Below are 17,883 nucleotides of genomic sequence, written 5' to 3' on the forward strand. Positions count from 1 at the left end.
CCCCCCCCCCTGGGGGGGGGGGCCCGCCACTGTGGGCGACGATGGCATCTACGCCGCCGCGAGGCGGCTCGGTCAGCCGCGGATCGCGGTGAGGATCTCCGCGAGCGCACCCTCGACGGGGACCTCGCGGGATTCCCCGGTGAAGCGGTTACGCAGTTCCACGTTGCCCTCGGCGAAGCCGCGGCCCACGACCACGACCAGCGGGATACCGATCAGCTCGGAGTCCTTGAACTTCACGCCCGGCGACGCCTTGCGGTCGTCGAACAGGACCTCGACGCGGGCCTTGTCCAGCTCGGCCGCCAGGGCCTCGGCGCCCTCGCGGGCGGCGTCGTCCTTGTTCGCGATCACCAGGTGCACGTCGAACGGGGTGACCTCGGCCGGCCAGCGCAGCCCCTTGTCGTCGTGGTGCTGCTCGGCGATGACCGCGACGAGACGCGAGACGCCGATGCCGTACGAACCCATGGTGGGGCGCACCGGCTTGCCGTTCTCGCCGAGCACATCGACGTTGAACACGTCGGTGTACTTGCGGCCCAGCTGAAACACGTGACCGACCTCGATGCCACGGGCGGCGACCAGCGCACCGGCGCCGTCGGGCGACGGATCGCCGTCGCGCACCTCGGCGGCCTCGATGGTGCCGTCCGGGGTGAAGTCGCGGCCGGCGACCAGGCCCACGTAGTGCTTGCCCTCCTCGTCGGCGCCGGTGATCCAGCTGGTGCCGTCCACGACGCGCGGGTCGACGAGGTAGCGGACACCGTTCTCCTGCAGCGCCTTCGGGCCGATGTAGCCCTTGACGAGGAACGGGTTGTTCTTGAAGTCGGTCTCGGTGATGAGCACGTACTCGGCGGGCTCGAGCGCGGCCTCGAGGCGCTTCTCGTCGACCTCGCGGTCGCCGGGGATACCGATCGCGAGCAGCTCCCACTCGCCGCCGGGCACCCGGGTCTTCACCATGATGTTCTTCAGCGTGTCCGCGGCGGTCACGGTCTTGCCCAGGTCGGCGCCGTTGGCCCACTCGACGAGGGTGTCGATGGTCTCGGTGGCGGGGGTGTCGCGCACCTCGGCGGCCGGCAGCCCGTCGAACGGGATCGGCGCGGGGGCGAGCGTCTTGACGGCTTCGACGTTCGCGGCGTAGCCGGACTCGAGGCAGCGGACGTAGGTGTCCTCGCCGATCTCACTCTCGGCCAGGAACTCCTCCGACGCGCTACCGCCCATCGCGCCCGACGTGGCGGACACGATGACGTACTTGACGCCGAGGCGGGCGAGGATCCGCTCGTAGGTGTCGCGGTGCGCCTGGTAGGACGCCTTCAAACCCTCGTCGGTGAGGTCGAACGAGTACGAATCCTTCATCACGAACTCGCGGCCACGCAGGATGCCCGCGCGGGGACGCTCCTCGTCGCGGTACTTGGTCTGCACCTGGTACAGCGTGACCGGGAAGTCCTTGTACGAGTTGTACTCACCCTTCACGGTGAGCGCGAAGAGCTCCTCGTGGGTGGGGCCGAGCATGTAGTCGTTGCCCTTGCGGTCCTCGAGGCGGAAAAGGCTTGCGCCGTACTCGGTCCAGCGGTTCGACGTCTCGTAGGGCTCACGCGGCAGCAGCGCGGGCAGCAGGATCTCCTGCGCACCCATCGCGTTCATCTCCTCACGGACCACGCGCTCCACCTCGCGCAGCACCCGCAGACCCAGTGGCAGCCACGAGTACACGCCGGGCGCGATGCGCCGCACGTAGCCGGCGCGGACCAGCAGCTTGTGGCTGGCGACCTCGGCGTCGGCCGGGTCGTCGCGGAGGGTACGGAGGAACAGGTGCGACATGCGGGTGATCACGAGGCACCAGCGTAGTCGGTTGTTCCGGTTCAGCCCGTCCCAGGGGACAGGCAGAGAACACCGGACACGCTGCCCCGACCCGGTTCCGCTCGACGGTGAGCCGAGATCCGACGGCGACGAGCACGAGGCGAAATCCCGACTTTGTCCAAAAACCACGAAAAGTGATGTAGCTTAGGCTCGCCTCGGCGAACATAGGCTAACCTCACCCGAGGTCTGTTCGCTCGATGGTGCCGCGGATCGCGGCTGTGACCAGGAAGAAGGAAGATGCGCGCGTTCAGCAGGGCTGCGTTCGCGACCATAGCGGTCGCTATGGCATTGACGACGCCGGTGGGCATCGCCATTGCCGCCCCCGAAACCACAGGCGGCAGCGACTCTGCCGCTCGAGCCGATTCCAGCACCCCGGTCACGACCGTCGACCCGACTCCGATCACGACTGTCGCCAGCACTCCCCCGGTCACGACTGTCGCCGGCACGACCGCTGCCGGCAACCCGGTGGTCAGGGCCGCCGACAGCACTCCGGTCACGACCGTCTCGAAGAAGACCGGCCTGAAGGACCGTGACACCATCACTGTCTCGGGCACCGGATTCTCCGGCGGCGGCGCCGGCATCTACGTCGGGCTCGTCCAGGACGACAAGTACTCGGCTACCGATGCCAACGCATGGATGACAACGGCGTGGATCAAGGCAGCCGACATCAAGGGTGGCGCCTGGAGCATCGGCGTCGAGGTCGTGGCCGCCAAGGGCGACTCGGACTGCACCGAGAACGCCTGCTCCATTTACACCGTCGCCGCGCACGGCTCGCCCGACCGCACCCAGGACACCCAGACCCCGGTGAAGTTTGCGGCGGTCACACCGACCACCACGACGGCACCGCCGACCACCACCACCGCACCGCCCACGACCACCACCACGGTGCCCCCGACGACGACCACCAAGCCGACGACCACCACCAAGCCACCGACGACGACCACGACGCCGCCGACCGCGACCACCAAGCCGACGACGCCACCGGTCACGGGCAGCGGCCCCAGGGTCAATGCGAGCAAGACCAGCGGACTCGATGCCGCCGGTGACACAATCACCGTCCGCGGCAGCGGGTTCTCCACTACCGGCATGGGCATCTACGTCGGCATCGCTCAGACGAACCGGTACTCGTCCACCGACGCCTCGGTCTTCTACGGCACGAAGTTCATCAAGCCGTCCGACATGCCGGGCGGGTCCTTCTCGACCAAGATCGACGTCCTCGGCGCATTCCCCGGTGGCGACTGCATCGCCAACGCGTGTGCCCTCTACACGCTCGCCGCGCACGGCTCGAGCGACCGCAGCCAGGACACCAAGACCCCGATCAGCTTCGTCGGCACCGCACCGCCGGTCACCGGCGGCGGCGGAGGCGGAACCGGAGCAGGCGGAGCCACCGGCGGTCCCGGCGCCGCGGGTGCCGCGCCCGGCACCACGTTCACGGCCAACGGCAACCTGTCGGTGTCGCTGTCGAAGGCGAGCGACATCAACCCGTCCGGTGAGACGGTCACGGTCTCCGGTTCCGGCTTCTCCGGCGCCGCGCCCGGTCTCTACGTCGGCCTCGTGCAGGACAACGTGTTCTCCGCCGCCGACGCGTCGGTGTGGATGACGTCCGCGTTCATCAAGCCGGAGCAGATCTCCGGCGGCAACTGGTCGCTCCCCGTGGAACTCGTCGCCACCCAGGGTGCATTCGACTGCATCAAGAATGCGTGCTCGATCTACACCGTCATGGCCCACGGCTCCTCGGACCGCAGCCAGGACACCAAGACACCGGTGAGCTTCGTCGGCGGCGTCGCACCGGGCACCGTCACCGCACCCCCCGTGCTGAATGCCGCCGGCGCTCCCGGCGCCGCGAAGACCGTGGCCGTGACGCTGTCGAAGGCCAAGGGGCTGAAGGTCGAGGGCGACGAGATCACCATCTCGGGCACCGGCTTCTCAGGTGCGCAGCCCGGCATCTACGTCGGCCTGATCCAGGAGAACAAGTTCTCCACCACCGACGCCGGCGCCTGGATGACCACGGCGTTCATCACGCCGAGCCGGATCACGGACGGCGCGTGGTCGACCACTATGAAGGTGCAGGCGGTGAAGGGCGACTCGGATTGCACCAAGAACGCGTGCTCGATCTACACGATCGCCGCGCACGGCTCGAGTGACCGCAGCCAGGACACGCAGACCCCTGTCAGCTTCGGCGACGATCCGAATGCACCGAACGCCGACAAGGCCGAGGACGCGGCACTGGCAGCAGCCGACGGTGGCCCGAGCGACGGCGGCGCGTCGTCGGCGGACAGCTCGAACACGGCGTCCTCGGCGATCCGCAATCTCTCCGACGCGTTCACCGACGGCACTGCTTGGATCGTTCCGCTGATCATCGGCGGGCTCGTCGGAGCCGGAATCGCAGTGGCCGCCACGTTCGCCCTGCGCCGCCGCACCTAGCACCAACCCCCGTTTCGGTGAGGGGCATCCAATCTGGACGCCCCTCACCGAAACATGCCCTGAACTGGGAACATGAGCCCGCTCTCCGCCGTAGATCTGCTTCCGGTTGCCCCTTTACCGAAGATCGAACTAAGGCTAGCTTTACCTAATATTTCGCCGTCTCGGCGGACCCACATCAGAAAGTAGGAACATGCGCGCGTTCACCAAGTCCGCGATCGTGGCGGTTGCCGCCACGGTCGCCTGCACGCTGCCGCTGGGCGTCGCAGCAGCGCAGACCAGCCCGTTCGGCTCGCTCGCAAGCCTCGGCTCCAGCGACCCGGGACCCGAGGCCCCAACACCGCAGCTGACTGCTTCGAAGACCACGGATATCGCCACCGCCGGTGAGGACATCACGATCTCCGGCACCGGCTTCGACGGCGCCGCCGCCGGCACCGGCCTCTACGTCGGCGTCATCCAGGACAACGAGTGGTCCAGCACCGACGCGAGCGCATGGGGCGCGCAGACCTTCATCGTGCCGAACTCGATCGTCGGCGGCACCTGGAGCACCACGCTCAACATCAAGGCGGTCCAGGGCGGCGCGGACTGCCTCGCCAACGCATGCTCCATCTACACCGTCATGGCCCACGGCTCCGCCGACCGCACCCAGGACACCAAGACACCGATCACCTTCGCAGCGCCGGTCGCACCGGCCGGCCCGGCCGTGACGGTCTCGAAGACCGCCGGCCTGACGGACGGCGAGGACATCACCATCACCGGCACCGGCTTCGGGCGCGAGGGGCAGGGCGTCTACTTCGGGCTTGCGCAGAACGACAAGTACTCGACGACCAACATCGGTGCCTACAACGAGTACGGGTGGATCAGGGCAGCGCAGGTCGTCGACGGCGCCTTCACCGCCACGCTGAAGGCCACCGCGATCAAGGGCGACGCGAACTGCTTCGACAACGCGTGCTCGATCTTCACGTTCGCCGACCGGTTCACGCCCAACGACCGCAGCCAGGACACCACGACGCCGGTCACCTTCGCGCCGCCGGTCGTCGTGCCCACCGGACCCGCGGTGACGGCGAACAAGACCTCCGGCATCGCAGCGGCCGGTGAGACCATCACCGTCACCGGCAGCGGCTTCTCCGGCGCCGGCGCCGGCATCTACGTCGGCCTCATCCAGGACAGTAAGTACTCCGCCACCGACTCCACCGCCTGGATGACCACCAAGTGGCTCAAGGCCACCGACATCGTGGGCGGCGCCTGGACCGCCGACATCGACGTCACCGCCATCAAGGGCGACTCGAACTGCCTCGAGAACACCTGCTCCATCTACACCGTCGCCGCACACGGCTCGCCCGACCGCACCCAGGACACCAAGACCCCGATCACCTTCGCCGCGCCTGCGCCCGCACCGGTTTCCGCGGCTGTGGTCGATGCTCCTGAGATCCAGAACGTCGCCAGCGTCCAGTCCGACGCCGGTGAGGGACTGCCGGTCGCTCCGCTCGCCATCGGCGGCGTCATCGCTGCCGGCCTGGCCGTGACGGCACTGCGTCGTCGCGCCTGAGGTCGTCGCACCTGAGCTGAACCCGCAGAACAACTGAGGTCTGGCCTTCGCTCTTCGGAGCGGAGGCCAGACCTGTTTCGGTGTACCCGGCGAGTCGCGACCCGGATCCGCACGCCGAGGGCGGCGGCGCCGCAGCCGCCCGGTAGCGTTGGCGTTCGTGCTTGTCCTGCTTCCCCCCTCCGAAACCAAGTCCGACGGCGGCAAGGGTGCGCCGCTCGATCTGGGCGAGCTGTCGATGCCGCGGTTGAGCGAGACCCGCGAGATGCTGGTGCAGGCGCTCGTGGACCTGTCGGCGGACACCGAGGCATCGAATCTGGCTCTGGGGCTGGGTCCGAAGCAGGCCGACGAGATCGAACGCAACGCGAAGCTGTGGGTCTCCCCCACCCGCCCCGCGCTCGAGCGCTACACGGGCGTGCTGTTCGACGCGCTCGACGCGAAGTCGTTCACGAAGGTGCAGCGGGAGAAGGCGTACCGGCGGCTCGGGATGGGCTCGGCGCTGTTCGGTGCGGTCCGGGCCGGGGACCCGATTCCCGCGTACCGGCTGTCCGGCGGATCCAAGCTGCCCGGCTTCGGCACCCTGCAGTCGCTGTGGAAGCCGGAGCTCTCCGACGCGCTTGTGGCGGAGGCCGATGGCGGCCTCGTGGTCGACTTGCGCTCGGGCACCTACCAGCAGCTGGGCCCGGCGCCCGGCGCGATCATCGCGACCGTGCTCACCGAGCAACCGGACGGCTCCCGAAAAGTGGTGAGCCACTTCAACAAGCACCACAAGGGTCTGCTCGCGCGGGCACTGACCGTATCCCGCGCCGAGCCGACCGACATCAGGGGCGTCGCCCGCGTCGCGTCGAAGGCCGGTCTCACCGTCGAGACCGCCTCCGACGGCGAACTGATCATCCTGACCTAGGCCGCTCGACCTACAAACGCGGGTCCACCGGCTCCGACTCGAGCGCGAGGACGGCGAACACCGCCTGGTGGATCCGCCACAGCGGCTCGGCCTTGATCAGCCGGTCGATCGCCTCCATCCCGAGCGCGTGCTCGCGCAACGCCATCGATTGCTTGTGGCCCAGGCTCCGATTCCGCAGTCGGGCCAGGTTCTCCGGCTCGGTGTAGTGCGGGCCGTAGATCAGCCGCAGGTACTCGCGTCCGCGCACCTTGATGCCCGGCTGCACGCGTCCGCCACCGCTCTGGTTGTGGAACGGCTTGACCACCATTCCCTCCCCGCCCGCCGCGGTCAGCTCCTCCCACCAGGCAACGCCCGACTCCTCCGACTCGGGCACCGTCGTGTCCACGATCGTTCGCCGCGTCGTCGTGAACAACGTGGGCGCGACCACGGCGAGTCGATCAGCGATCTCGAGGTGCCAACCGTGGTCGCGGTCGCCGTAGCTCGCCCCTTCGGCTGCGAGCACCTGGAACGGCGCGAGCCGGACGCCGTCGAGCCCGTCCGTCGGCCACACGTATCGCCGGTATGCCTCGACGTAACGCTCGACGTCGTCGGCGCGGGATCTGGTCCGCGCGAGCAGCGCACCGACGTCGAGTCCCCGCCCGGATGCAGCATCCAGCACCGCCGCCCGCGCGGACAGGTCCGCGGACGCGGCCGCACCGACGGCCGCGTACTGCGACCGCAGCAGTGCCTCCGACTTCGCCGACCAGGGAAGCAGTTCGGTGTCGAGCAGCACCCAGTCGGTGCCGAGTTCGTCCCACAGCCCGGCGGCCCCGACGGCATCCGCGACCTTGGCGACCAGCACCTCGGTCTGCGCCTCTCCGAACATGCGCCGGCCGGTGCGGGTGTGCACCATCCCCGAGAGCCCGTCACCGACACCGAAGCGCTCCGCGGCCACGGACGCATCGCGGCACACCAGCACCACAGCGCGTGAACCCATGTGCTTCTCTTCACAGATCACCTTGTCCACCTTCGCCTTTCGATAGGCAGCGAAGGCCTCGGCAGGATGCTCGAGAAGTCCCGGGAGTGTGGAGGTCGCGCACGGCGACATCGTCGGCGGAAGGTAGGTGAGCCACCGCGGGTCCACCGCGTAGCGGCTCATCACCTCGAGCGCCCCCGCCGCGTTCTCCGGACGAACCGAGATCCGCCCGCGAGTCGACGTCTCCACTCCCCCGACCCGCAGGATGTCGTCGATGTCGAGGGAGTGCGGATCCGACGTGGGCTGGTGCATCGGCTTCGCCGGTCGGTACCACTGCCGCTCGGCGGGCACCGACACCACTTCGCGTTCCGGGTATCTCATTGCGGTGAGCGCGCCACCGAAGACGCATCCGGTGTCGAGGCAGGCGGTGCGGTTGACCCAACGCACGTCCGGCACGGGTGTGTGCCCGTAGAGCACAATTGCCTCACCCCGATACTCCTCGGCCCAGGGATAGCGCACCGGAAGCCCGAACTCGTCTGTCTCCCCGGTGGTCTCACCGTACAGCGCGAAGCTGCGCACGCGGCCCGACGCCCGGTTGTGGTATTCCTCCTTGAGCCCGGCGTGCGCGACGACCAGCCGCCCCCCGTCGAGAACGAGGTGCGCGACCAGCCCGTCGCAGAAGTCCGCGACCTGTCTGCGGAACTCTTCGGTCTCGCCGGCCAGCTGCTCGAGAGTGCGCTCGAGGCCGTGCGTGGCGCTGACCTTCCTGCCGCGCAGCGCCTTGACCAGTTTGTTCTCGTGGTTGCCGGGGACGCCGAGCGCATGGCCGGCGGCGACCATCCCCATCACCAACCGGAGCACTCCGGGCGAGTCGGGTCCCCGGTCGACGTAGTCGCCCACGAAGACCGCGGTCCGGCCGGCTGGCGGAACCGCGTCCACCGCACGACCCAGATCATCGCGGAGCACCGTGTATCCCAGTGCGCCCAGCAGTGTTTCGAGCTCACCGAGGCAACCGTGGATGTCACCGATCACGTCGAACGGTCCGGTCAGGTCGCGCCGGTCGCTGCGCAGCGGCTGCCGGACGATCCGGGCCGACTCGACGGCGTCGACGCCGTCGAGCACGTGCACGACCCGGAAACCCTCACGGGAGAGCCCGCGCATCGAACGGCTCAGTTGCTGGTGCTGACGGCGCAGCACGGCGCGATCGAAGGCTCGCTCCCCACGTGCCGCGTTGCGTTCGGCACAGACAGGCTCCGGAATGTTCAGGACGATCGCCACGGGAAGAGCGTCATGACTGCGGGCGAGGTCGACCAGTGTCTTCCGCGCCGCCGGTTGAACACTCGTGGCGTCGATGACGGTCAGCTTGCCCGCGCGCAGACGCTTGGACGCGATGAACTCGAGCACCTCGAACGCGTCGGCTGTGGCGGCCTGCGCGTTCGGGTCGTCGCTGACGAGGCCCCGGCAGTGATCACTGGAGATCACCTCGTAGGGGCCGAAATGCCGAGCAGCGAACGAAGACTTGCCCGATCCGCTGATCCCGACGAGCACGACCAAGGACGGTTCGGGAATCTCGAGGACACTCATCTACGAGCCCTCCTTTCGGGTGAATACAGCCATCTGGGTGGGCGCGCCGTGGGTCTCGTCGTGCTCGCCGATCCCGGTGAAACTCATGTCGTAGCTGTGCGTGGCGGCGACGTCGGCCGACCAGGTCTCGAATTGTGTTCGGGTGTATTCGAACCGGTGATCCGGATGCCGGAATGCGCCCGCCTCGAGGTTCGGGTAGAGCACGTTGTACTCCGCATTGGGTGTCGTCACCAGCACCACCCGCGGCCGCATGTCACCGAAGACCGATTGCACCAGGGCGGGCAGGCGCGACTCGTCGACGTGCTCGACGACCTCCATCAGCACCACCGCATCGAAGCCACGAAGCCGCGCGTCGCGGTACGTGGCCGAGGACTGCAGCACCGCGACACGGTCCCGCTGACCGTCCGGCAGCTCGTCGACGCCGAGCCTGCGCTCGGCCTTGCGGAGTGCGGTGTCGCTGACATCGACGCCGACGATCCTGGTGAACGAGGGCCGGGCCAGCAGTGCCCGCAGCAGTCGCCCCTCCCCGCAGCCCAGATCCACCACTCGTGCCGCACCCAGGTTCTCGAGGGTCGCCAGTACCGCGTCCTGGCGCAGTTGCGCGAGGCTCGGGTCGGGCGGCGACGCGTCGGCGTCCTGCCCTGCAGCAGCGTCGTCAGTCAGTCGATCGACGACGGACGACACCAGCTCCCGCCGGTGTGCGAGGTAGCGCGACGCGATCAGTCCGGTCTCGGGGTGCCCGGCCAGCCAATCGCCGGCCATCCGCACCAGCTTGTCCGCCTCTTCCTCGCCCACCCAGTAGTGCTTGACATCGTCGAGCACCGGCAGCAGCACATACAGGTGACGCAGAGCCGCCGACAGTGTCGTGGTTCCTGTCAGCTCGAGCCGCACGTAGTCCGCGTCGCCCCACCGCGGAATCGTCTCGTCGAGGGGCAGCGGGACCGCAGTCACGTCCCAGCCGAGCGGGCCGAACAGTCGGCCGGGCAGATCTGCTCCGCCACGGGCCGGCATCGCCGGGATCGTGATCTGCAGCGGCATCGCGGCGTCGACCAGCTCCGGATGCGTCTTGCAGACACCCGCCACCGCCGACTTGAACACCCGTGACAGGGCAACCGCCAGCATCGACGACCCGGCATACGGCCGGTCGTTCACATACTGGCCCAGCGCGAATCCGTCGCTGCCGCGACGGAACTTGCTGCGCGCGAGTTCGATGGGATCGACGTCGAGGAGTAGCGCCGCGGTGCACCGCGCGCGGGTCGACTCCGGGTAGAGCACCGTCGCGGTGCCCACGGACAACTCGAATGTCTGCACCCGATCGGGATGCTTGTGCAGCAAGTAGCCGAGGTCCGAAGCGTCCGGGACGTCGTCTGTGGCCGTAGCAGTCAGTGTGAGCAGCACCGAGGGCACGTTACGGGGCGGCGGACCGTTCAGCCAGGACATTTCGGGCACAGCGCACCCGTGTGTCCCGGATTGATCCCGAACCCGCCGGCCCGGGCACGGGCGACCCGCGGCCTTACGCCTCCTGCGCCGCCTTCTCCGCGGCCTGCGCCTGCGCCACCTGCTTGGGCGTGAACTTGATGAACAGCGCGGCCACGCCCGCGAGGAACGCGAGGATGGCGCAGCCCAGGAGCGCGAACGTGTAGCCCTCGCTGAGCGCGGACAACTGGTCCGGCGTCATGTGCGCGGCCACACCGGAGATGCCCCCGAGCGACAGGGTCTTCGACGTGGCCATCGCACCGACGATCGCCAGCCCCACCGGTCCGAACAGTGTCTGTGCGACCTGGGCGATCGCGGCCAGCGGACCGATCTCGTGCGGGCCGACGCCGGCGATCGCGCACAGCGGCAGCGGCACCACCGCGAGGCCGACGCCGAAGCCGACCGCGACCACGAGCAGGAACAGGTTGCCGACATAGGTGGCGGCGGCGTCCAGCGTGGATCCGTACAGCAGGCCGACGAACGTGATGACCATGCCCGTCACGACGAGCCACCGGGCCTGGACCTTCACCGCGAGCTTGGACGCGGCGAAGGCTGCGGCACCGAGACCGAACGCGAACGGCACGAACGCGAGGCCCGCGCGCAGCGGCGTGTAGCCGAGGATGTCCTGGACGAACAGCGCGACGAACGGCGCGAGCGAGAACATCACCATGCCGACCAGCGCGATGGAGACGAATGTCGCGACGCGACTGCGGTCACGGAACAACGAGAACGGCAGCAGCGGATTCTCCGCGCGGCGCTCGACCGCGAGGAAGGCGCCCAGTAGGGCCATCCCGCCGATCAGTCCGGTCAGAACGAGCGGACTGCCCCAGCCCATCTCGGGGCCCTCGGTGAACCCGAAGACGACCGCGGCACAGCCCAGGGTCGCGAGGACCGCTCCGGGCACGTCCAGCTTGAGCCGCTCGGCCCCGGTCTCCGTCAGCGCACGGAACGCGAACACCAGGATCACCAGGCCGATCGGCACGTTGATGAGGAAGATCCAGCGCCACGACACCTCGGTGAGCGCGCCACCGACGATCAGGCCGGCGACCGAACCGACACCCGTCATGGCCGCGAAGATCGCGATCGCCTGATTCCGCACCGGCCCGGGCGCGAACGTCGTGGCCACCAGCGCGAGCGCGGTCGGTGACGCGATCGCGGCGCCGACGCCCTGGAGGGCGCGCGCGGCGACGAGTGTCGCCTCGTTGACCGCCAACCCGCACAACAGCGAGGTGATCGTGAACACCGCGACGCCACCGATGAAGACCCGTTTGCGTCCGAACGAGTCGCCCAGCCGACCGCCGAGCAGCATCAGGCCACCGTAGGTGAGTGCGTACGACGTGATCACCCAGTTGCGCCCGGAATCGCTGAGCCCCAGGTCTTCCTGGATCTTGGCGAGCGCGAGCGAGGCGACGGTGCCGTCGAGCACCATCATCAGCTGCATGCCGCTGAGAACGATGATCGCGAGGCCGAACGCCCGCGTGGTCACGGGGTACTTCACGACGGTGGAGTCAGACACAAGAGTTCACGTTACCGAGGGTCGGCGGAAAACCCGGCGACCGGACCGATCACGACGATCGCCGGCGGGCGGATGTTCTCCTCCCGGACGCGGGACGCGACGGTCGCGAGGTCGGCGCGCAGCACCCGCTGGGTGCGCAGCGTGCCCTCCTGGATGACGGTGACCGGGGTGTCGGCGGGCCGGCCGCCCGCGACGAGGACGGTCGCGAACTGTTCGATCCGCTCGACGGCCATCAGCAGCACGATGGTGCCGCGCAGCTTCGCGAGCGCGGACCAGTCGACGAGCGAATCCGGGTGGTCGGGCGCGACGTGCCCACTGACGACGACGAACTCGTGCGTGACGCCACGGTGGGTGACGGGGATCCCGGCCGCCGACGGCACCGAGATCGCGCTCGTGATGCCCGGGACGACGGTGACCGGGACCCCGGCGGCGGCACACGCTTCGAGTTCCTCGTAGCCGCGGCCGAACACGTAGGGGTCGCCGCCCTTGAGCCGGACGACGAACTTGCCGGCCTTCGCGCCGTCGATCAGGGCCGCGTTGATCGACTCCTGGGCCATCGCGCGGCCGTACGGGATCTTCGCGGCGTCGATCACCTCGACGTGCGGGCCGAGCTCGGCCAGCAACTCCGGCGGGGCGAGGCGGTCGGCGACGACGACGTCGGCGCGGGCGAGCAACCGGCGACCACGCACGGTGATGAGGTCCGGGTCGCCCGGTCCCCCACCGACCAGCGCGACGCCGGGTGCGGGCGCCTCGTCGGTGTCGGAGACCGCGCCGGACTGCAGCGCCTCGAGCAGCGCGGTCCGCACGGCGGCGGATCGGCGGTGCGCGCCGCCGGCGAGGACGCCGATGCTCAGACCGTCGAACATTCCCGTCGCCGGGGTGACGGCCGTGCCCTCGCGGGCGCTGTCGGCGCGCACACAGAACACGCGGCGGCGCTCGGCCTCGGCGACGATCTCGGCGTTGGTCTCCGGCTCGTCGGTGCACGCGATGGCGTACCACGCGCCGTCGAGGTCACCGTCGACGTAGTCACGCAGCTCGAGCGTGATCTGTCCGGCGGTGGCCATGCCCTCGACCGCGGGTGTGACCTCGCGGCTGACGAGGTGCACACGCGCCCCGGACGCGATGAGCAGACCGAGTCGGCGCTGCGCGACCGTGCCGCCCCCGACCACCACGACACGACGGTCCGTCAGGTTGAGTCCGACCAGGTAGCTGGTCTCGTCACCGGCGACAGCAGACACTGCGTACTCCCTGTTCTCGAATTGCGGATTGTTGTTCATTCGACAGATCACGAAACATTACGGGCAGCGGCGACGGTGACGCCATTCGTGGCCCGCTTGGGCACGACCAGACGGCCGCCGTCCGCGGCGAGGATCGCGGCGGCCTCGGCGACGCTCGGCGTGCCCACCGCCCCGGCCACCCCGTCCGCCGGATTCGGCACCGGTACCGCGGCGAGTCGATCGGCGCTGTACCCGACCAGCGTCGCCCCGAGCACCTCGGCGGCGTCGACGAAGGGCGCCTCCGCCGTCTTCCGGTCGAGTGTGGCCAGCGCACGCACCGGCTCGTCACCACACACTGCGAGAACGGCGGCGACGATGTCGGCCGCCCCCACCCGGCTGCCGGCTCCGACCCCGACCCACCACCCGCGGTCAACCACGCGCGGCCTCGACGAATCGGCGCACGGACTCCGGGTTTCCGGCGGGATGGGTGTGCAGATAGGACGCGTGGACGGTGCCCGCGGGTCCGCCGACGAACCCTTCGCGGGTGGCTCCCGCGTCCCACGCGCGCCAGCCCCAGGCCGGGCCGGCGCCGTCGGCGGTATCGGTCGTGAGCGACGTGCGGTGGAACTCGTGGCCGGTCACGCGGGTACCGGCGGCGAACAGCGTCGACTCGGTCAGTGCGACGGCCTCGCGGTATCCGAGGGTGAGCCGGGACCCGAACCGCGCGTCGACGCCGACCACACCGGCCATCGGGTGACCGTCGAGGCTGCGGGCCAGGTACAGCAGCCCGGCGCACTCGGCGTGGATCGGTGCGCCGTCGGCGGCCAGTTGGCGGACCTGCTGCAGCAGTGCCACATTCGACGACAGCGCCACGGCATGCTCCTCGGGGAATCCACCGGGCAGCACCAGACCGGTTGCGCCGGAGGGCAGTTCGTCCAGCAGTGGATCGAAGGTGACCACGTCGGCGCCCGCGGCTTCGAGCAGCTCGCGATGCTCGGCGTAGCCGAACGTGAAAGCGACGCCACCGGCCAGGGCGATCACCGGGCGGGCCCCGGGGGCCACGGGACCGACCTCGCTCGCCGGGTCCCAGACGGGCGTGTCGACCGACGAGCGTGCGAGCGCTCGGATCGCATCCAGGTCCAGGTGTTCGGCCGCCAGTTCCGTCATCGCGGCAACCGCGTCGAGCGCGGCCCGGCCGTGCTCGACCGCCGGCACCAGCCCGAGATGACGCGACGGCACCTCGAGTTCCGCGAGCCGGGGCACCGATCCGAGGACCGGCAGGCCCACCCGTTCACAAGCCTGCCGCAGCACCTGCTCGTGGCGGGCACTGCCGACCCTGTTGAGGATCACCCCGCCGATCCGGACCGCCGAGTCGTACGTCGAGAAACCGTGCAGGACGGCGGCGAGGCTCTGACTGTGGCCGCGGGCGTCGATCACGAGCACCACCGGGGCGCCCAGCGCCGCGGCCACCTGCGCGGTCGACCCCTCGGCGGACGGCGCCGCCGAACCCGGGTCGATCTTGCCGTCGAACAGGCCCATCACGCCCTCGACGACGGCGATGTCACTGTCGGCGCTGCCGTGCCGGAACAGCGGACCGATCCGGTCGGCGCCCACCAGCACGGTGTCGAGGTTGCGGCCGGGCCGGCCGGCGGCGAGCGCGTGGTAGCCGGGATCGATGTAGTCGGGCCCGACCTTGAACGGGGCGACCCGGTTCCCGGCGGCCCGGAGCGCCCCGACCAGGCCGGTCGCGACGGTGGTCTTGCCGCTGCCGGACGCCGGCGCCGCGATCACCACGGCGGGAGTGCTCAACGGATCACCATCGTCACCACTCGATGCCGCGCTGGCCCTTGCGGCCGGCGTCCATCGGATGCTTGATCTTGGTCATCTCGGTCACCAGGTCGGCCGCGTCGATCAACGCCTGCGGGGCGTCGCGGCCGGTGATGACGACGTGCTGGTTGCCGGGGCGTGATCGCAAGACCTCGACAACTTCCTCGGTGTCCACCCAGCCCCACTTGAGGGGGTAGGTGAACTCGTCGAGCACGTAGAAGCGATGCGTCTCGGCGGCGAGGCGGCGGACGATCTCCTGCCAGCCCTCGGCCGCGGCCGCCGCGTGGTCCTCCTCGGAACCCTGCTTGCGGGTCCACGACCAGCCCTCGCCCATCTTGTGCCACTGCACGGCGCCGCCGACGCCGCTGCTCTCGTGCAGGTCGCCGAGCGCCCGGAAGGCGGCCTCCTCGCCCACCTTCCACTTGGCGCTCTTGACGAACTGGAACACACCGATATCGAAGCCCTGGTTCCAGGCGCGCAGCGCCATACCGAACGCGGCGGTCGACTTCCCCTTCCCGGGTCCGGTGTGCACCGCGAGCACCGGTTGGTTCCGGCGCTGGCGGGTGGTGAGCCCGTCGACGGGCACGTTCTCGGGTACGCCCTTGGGCATGTGCAGTCCCTTCCTCGGACTCGGATGTTCGGGCGGGTCAGGCGGCGGCGCGGACGACGCCGGCGACCTGTTGCGCCGAGAGCTCCGCGAGCCGCACGCACCCGCCGCGCAGGTCACGGGCAAGTTCTGCGGCCAGGCCGAGCCGGACCATGCCGGTCTCGCAATCCACGACGATCGAGGCGACGCCGGTGTCGGCGAGCATCGCGGCGGCGCGCTTGGCCCGCCGCACGGCGTCCGCGGCACCGGTGGCACGACCGTCGGTGAGGGACACCACCAGCGCGCGACGCTTGGGATCCCGGACGCGTTCGCGCAGCACCACCTCGCGGGCACGCAGGAAGCCCTCGGCGAGCGGCGACTTGCCTCCGGTCTTCATCGACCGCAGTCGACGCACCGCGACATCGACCGACGACGTCGGCGGCAGCACCAGTTCGGCCTCACGGCCTCGGACGGTGATCACGGCGACCTTGTCGCGCCGCTGGTAGGCGTCGCGCAGCAGCGACACCACCGCGCCGGTCACCGCGGACAGCCGGTCCCGCGCGGCCATCGACCCGGACGCGTCGACGACGAAGAGCACCAGATTGCCCTCGCGACCCTCCCGGATCGCGCCCCGAATGTCACTGGGCGCCAGCCGCATCGGGCCTCCCCACCGACCCCGGTCCGTCTGGTGTTCGGCGGCGGCGAACAGCGTGCCCACCAGATGCAGACCGTGCCCGGGCTCGGTCGTGGTCCGAACGGTGCGACCGCGGGTGGAGCGGGAACGGGACCGCCGGCCGGGGGCGCCGTCGCCGACGCCGGGGATCTCGAGCATCCGGGTCCGGAACTGCGGGCCGGGGGCACCGGCGTTGCGCTCGGCTCCCGAACCGGCCCCCGGATCGGTCGAATCCTGTTCGGGCGCTTCCGATGTCGACTGATCCGACGGCGGCTCCGGTGCTGGATCCGACGGGGACTCGCCGCCACCGGGCCCGTCGGGATCGGGATCGGGCTCGGGCTCGTCGTGTGCCTTGACGTCGGAGTCGGCCTCCGCCATCGCGTCGTCGAGCTGCTGCTGGTCGAGGCCCGGCTCGTCGAAGGGGTCACGCCGACGACGGTGCGGCAGAGCAAGTTCCGCGGCAACACGCACGTCTTCCTCGGCGACCGCGTCGGCGCCCCGCCACGCGGCGTGCGCGGTGGCGGTGCGGGCGAGGACCAGGTCCGCGCGCATACCGTCGACGTCGAACGACGCGCACAGCGACGCGATCCGTCGCAGCTCGCCGTCGGACAGTTCGATGTCGTCGATACGACCGCGGGCGTGCGCGATCTGCCGGGCCAGCTCCCCGTCCTGCCCGGCGTAGCGGGCCGCGAAGGCATCGGGGTCACGCTCGTAGTCGAGGCGGCGGCGCACCACCTCCATCCGCACGTCGACGTCCCGGGAGGCCGCGACGTCCACCGCGAGCCCGAACCGGTCCAGCAGCTGCGGACGCAGCTCCCCCTCCTCGGGGTTCATGGTGCCGACGAGGACGAACTTCGCCGGGTGCGAGTGGGAGACACCGTCGCGTTCGATGTGGACCCGGCCCATCGCGGCCGCGTCGAGCAGCACGTCCACCAGGTGGTCGTGCAGGAGGTTGACCTCGTCGACGTACAGCACGCCCTGGTGCGCATCCGCGAGCAGCCCGGGTTGGAAGGCCCGCTCGCCGTCGCGAAGCACCTTCTCGAGATCGAGTGATCCGACCACGCGGTCCTCGGTGGCACCGACGGGGAGTTCGACGAGCCGTGCCCGGCGACGCTCCCCCACGTGCTCGATCTCGGGGAGCAGCGCGGTGAGCGCGCGCACGACGGTCGACTTGGCGGTGCCTTTCTCGCCGCGGACCAGCACACCCCCGATTCCGGGGTGGACGGCGCACAGGATCAGCGCCAGGCGCAGGCGGTCCTGTCCGACGACGGCACTGAACGGGAAGCCGGCAGGCTCGTGAGCGGCCAGGTCATGACTGTGACGCAACGATCGA

12 protein-coding genes are annotated in these 17,883 nt (G+C 70.0%); 3 read left to right on the forward strand and 9 right to left on the reverse strand.

Annotation, left to right across the window (positions count from 1 at the left end):
• Positions 1-72: 72 nt before the first annotated feature.
• Entirely contained in the window at positions 73-1,818 is a 1,746-nt protein-coding gene (locus AC1RIF_RS07110; RefSeq protein WP_492600651.1) for a proline--tRNA ligase, read from the reverse strand.
• A 309-nt stretch (positions 1,819-2,127) separates the two neighbouring features.
• Here AC1RIF_RS07110 and AC1RIF_RS07115 point away from each other — a divergent pair, with 309 nt between their 5' ends.
• The 3 genes from AC1RIF_RS07115 to yaaA all read left to right on the forward strand — a co-directional run bounded on the left by AC1RIF_RS07115 (position 2,128) and on the right by yaaA (position 6,716).
• Complete coding sequence (locus AC1RIF_RS07115; RefSeq protein ID WP_492600652.1) at positions 2,128-4,269, forward strand: hypothetical protein; 2,142 nt, start codon at positions 2,128-2,130, stop codon at positions 4,267-4,269.
• 190 nt (positions 4,270-4,459) lie between these two features.
• A complete protein-coding gene (locus AC1RIF_RS07120; RefSeq protein ID WP_492600653.1) occupies positions 4,460-5,815 on the forward strand; it encodes a hypothetical protein in 1,356 nt (451 codons plus the stop codon).
• Between the two features lie 157 nt (positions 5,816-5,972).
• Positions 5,973-6,716, forward strand: a complete 744-nt coding sequence (gene yaaA / locus AC1RIF_RS07125) for a peroxide stress protein YaaA (RefSeq protein ID WP_492600654.1) — start codon at positions 5,973-5,975, stop codon at positions 6,714-6,716.
• Positions 6,717-6,726: 10 nt separating this feature from the next.
• On the opposite strand, the gene AC1RIF_RS07130 is transcribed toward yaaA, so the two are convergent.
• From AC1RIF_RS07130 to AC1RIF_RS07165, 8 genes are all read right to left on the reverse strand, one after another.
• A complete protein-coding gene (locus AC1RIF_RS07130) occupies positions 6,727-9,255 on the reverse strand; it encodes a polynucleotide kinase-phosphatase (RefSeq protein WP_492600655.1) in 2,529 nt (842 codons plus the stop codon).
• Positions 9,256-10,653: a 3' terminal RNA ribose 2'-O-methyltransferase Hen1 gene (locus AC1RIF_RS07135; RefSeq protein ID WP_492600656.1), complete on the reverse strand. Its 1,398-nt coding sequence runs from the start codon at positions 10,651-10,653 to the stop codon at positions 9,256-9,258. It abuts the gene before it with no gap.
• A 115-nt stretch (positions 10,654-10,768) separates the two neighbouring features.
• Positions 10,769-12,172 (reverse strand): MFS transporter, encoded by a 1,404-nt coding sequence (locus tag AC1RIF_RS07140; protein ID WP_492600800.1) that lies wholly within the window; start codon positions 12,170-12,172, stop codon positions 10,769-10,771.
• An 86-nt stretch (positions 12,173-12,258) separates the two neighbouring features.
• Entirely contained in the window at positions 12,259-13,485 is a 1,227-nt protein-coding gene (gene cobA / locus AC1RIF_RS07145) for a uroporphyrinogen-III C-methyltransferase (RefSeq protein WP_492600657.1), read from the reverse strand.
• Between the two features lie 47 nt (positions 13,486-13,532).
• Positions 13,533-13,901 carry a cobalamin biosynthesis protein gene (locus AC1RIF_RS07150; RefSeq protein WP_492600658.1) on the reverse strand — a complete coding sequence of 123 codons (369 nt, stop codon included), beginning with the start codon at positions 13,899-13,901 and terminating at the stop codon, positions 13,533-13,535.
• The gene (locus tag AC1RIF_RS07155; protein ID WP_492600659.1) at positions 13,894-15,273 is read right to left on the reverse strand and encodes a cobyrinic acid a,c-diamide synthase CobB; all 1,380 of its coding nucleotides are present in this window, start codon (positions 15,271-15,273) and stop codon (positions 13,894-13,896) included. Before AC1RIF_RS07155 ends, AC1RIF_RS07150 begins: the two co-directional genes overlap by 8 nt.
• A 13-nt stretch (positions 15,274-15,286) precedes the next feature.
• The gene (gene cobO / locus AC1RIF_RS07160) at positions 15,287-15,901 is read right to left on the reverse strand and encodes a cob(I)yrinic acid a,c-diamide adenosyltransferase (RefSeq protein WP_492600660.1); all 615 of its coding nucleotides are present in this window, start codon (positions 15,899-15,901) and stop codon (positions 15,287-15,289) included.
• A 37-nt stretch (positions 15,902-15,938) separates the two neighbouring features.
• Positions 15,939-17,876, reverse strand: coding sequence for a magnesium chelatase subunit D family protein (locus AC1RIF_RS07165; RefSeq protein WP_492600661.1), 1,938 nt, complete (start codon positions 17,874-17,876; stop codon positions 15,939-15,941).
• Positions 17,877-17,883: the final 7 nt, after the last annotated feature.

Source organism: Prescottella sp. GW823-FHT02E09 (assembly GCF_058797375.1).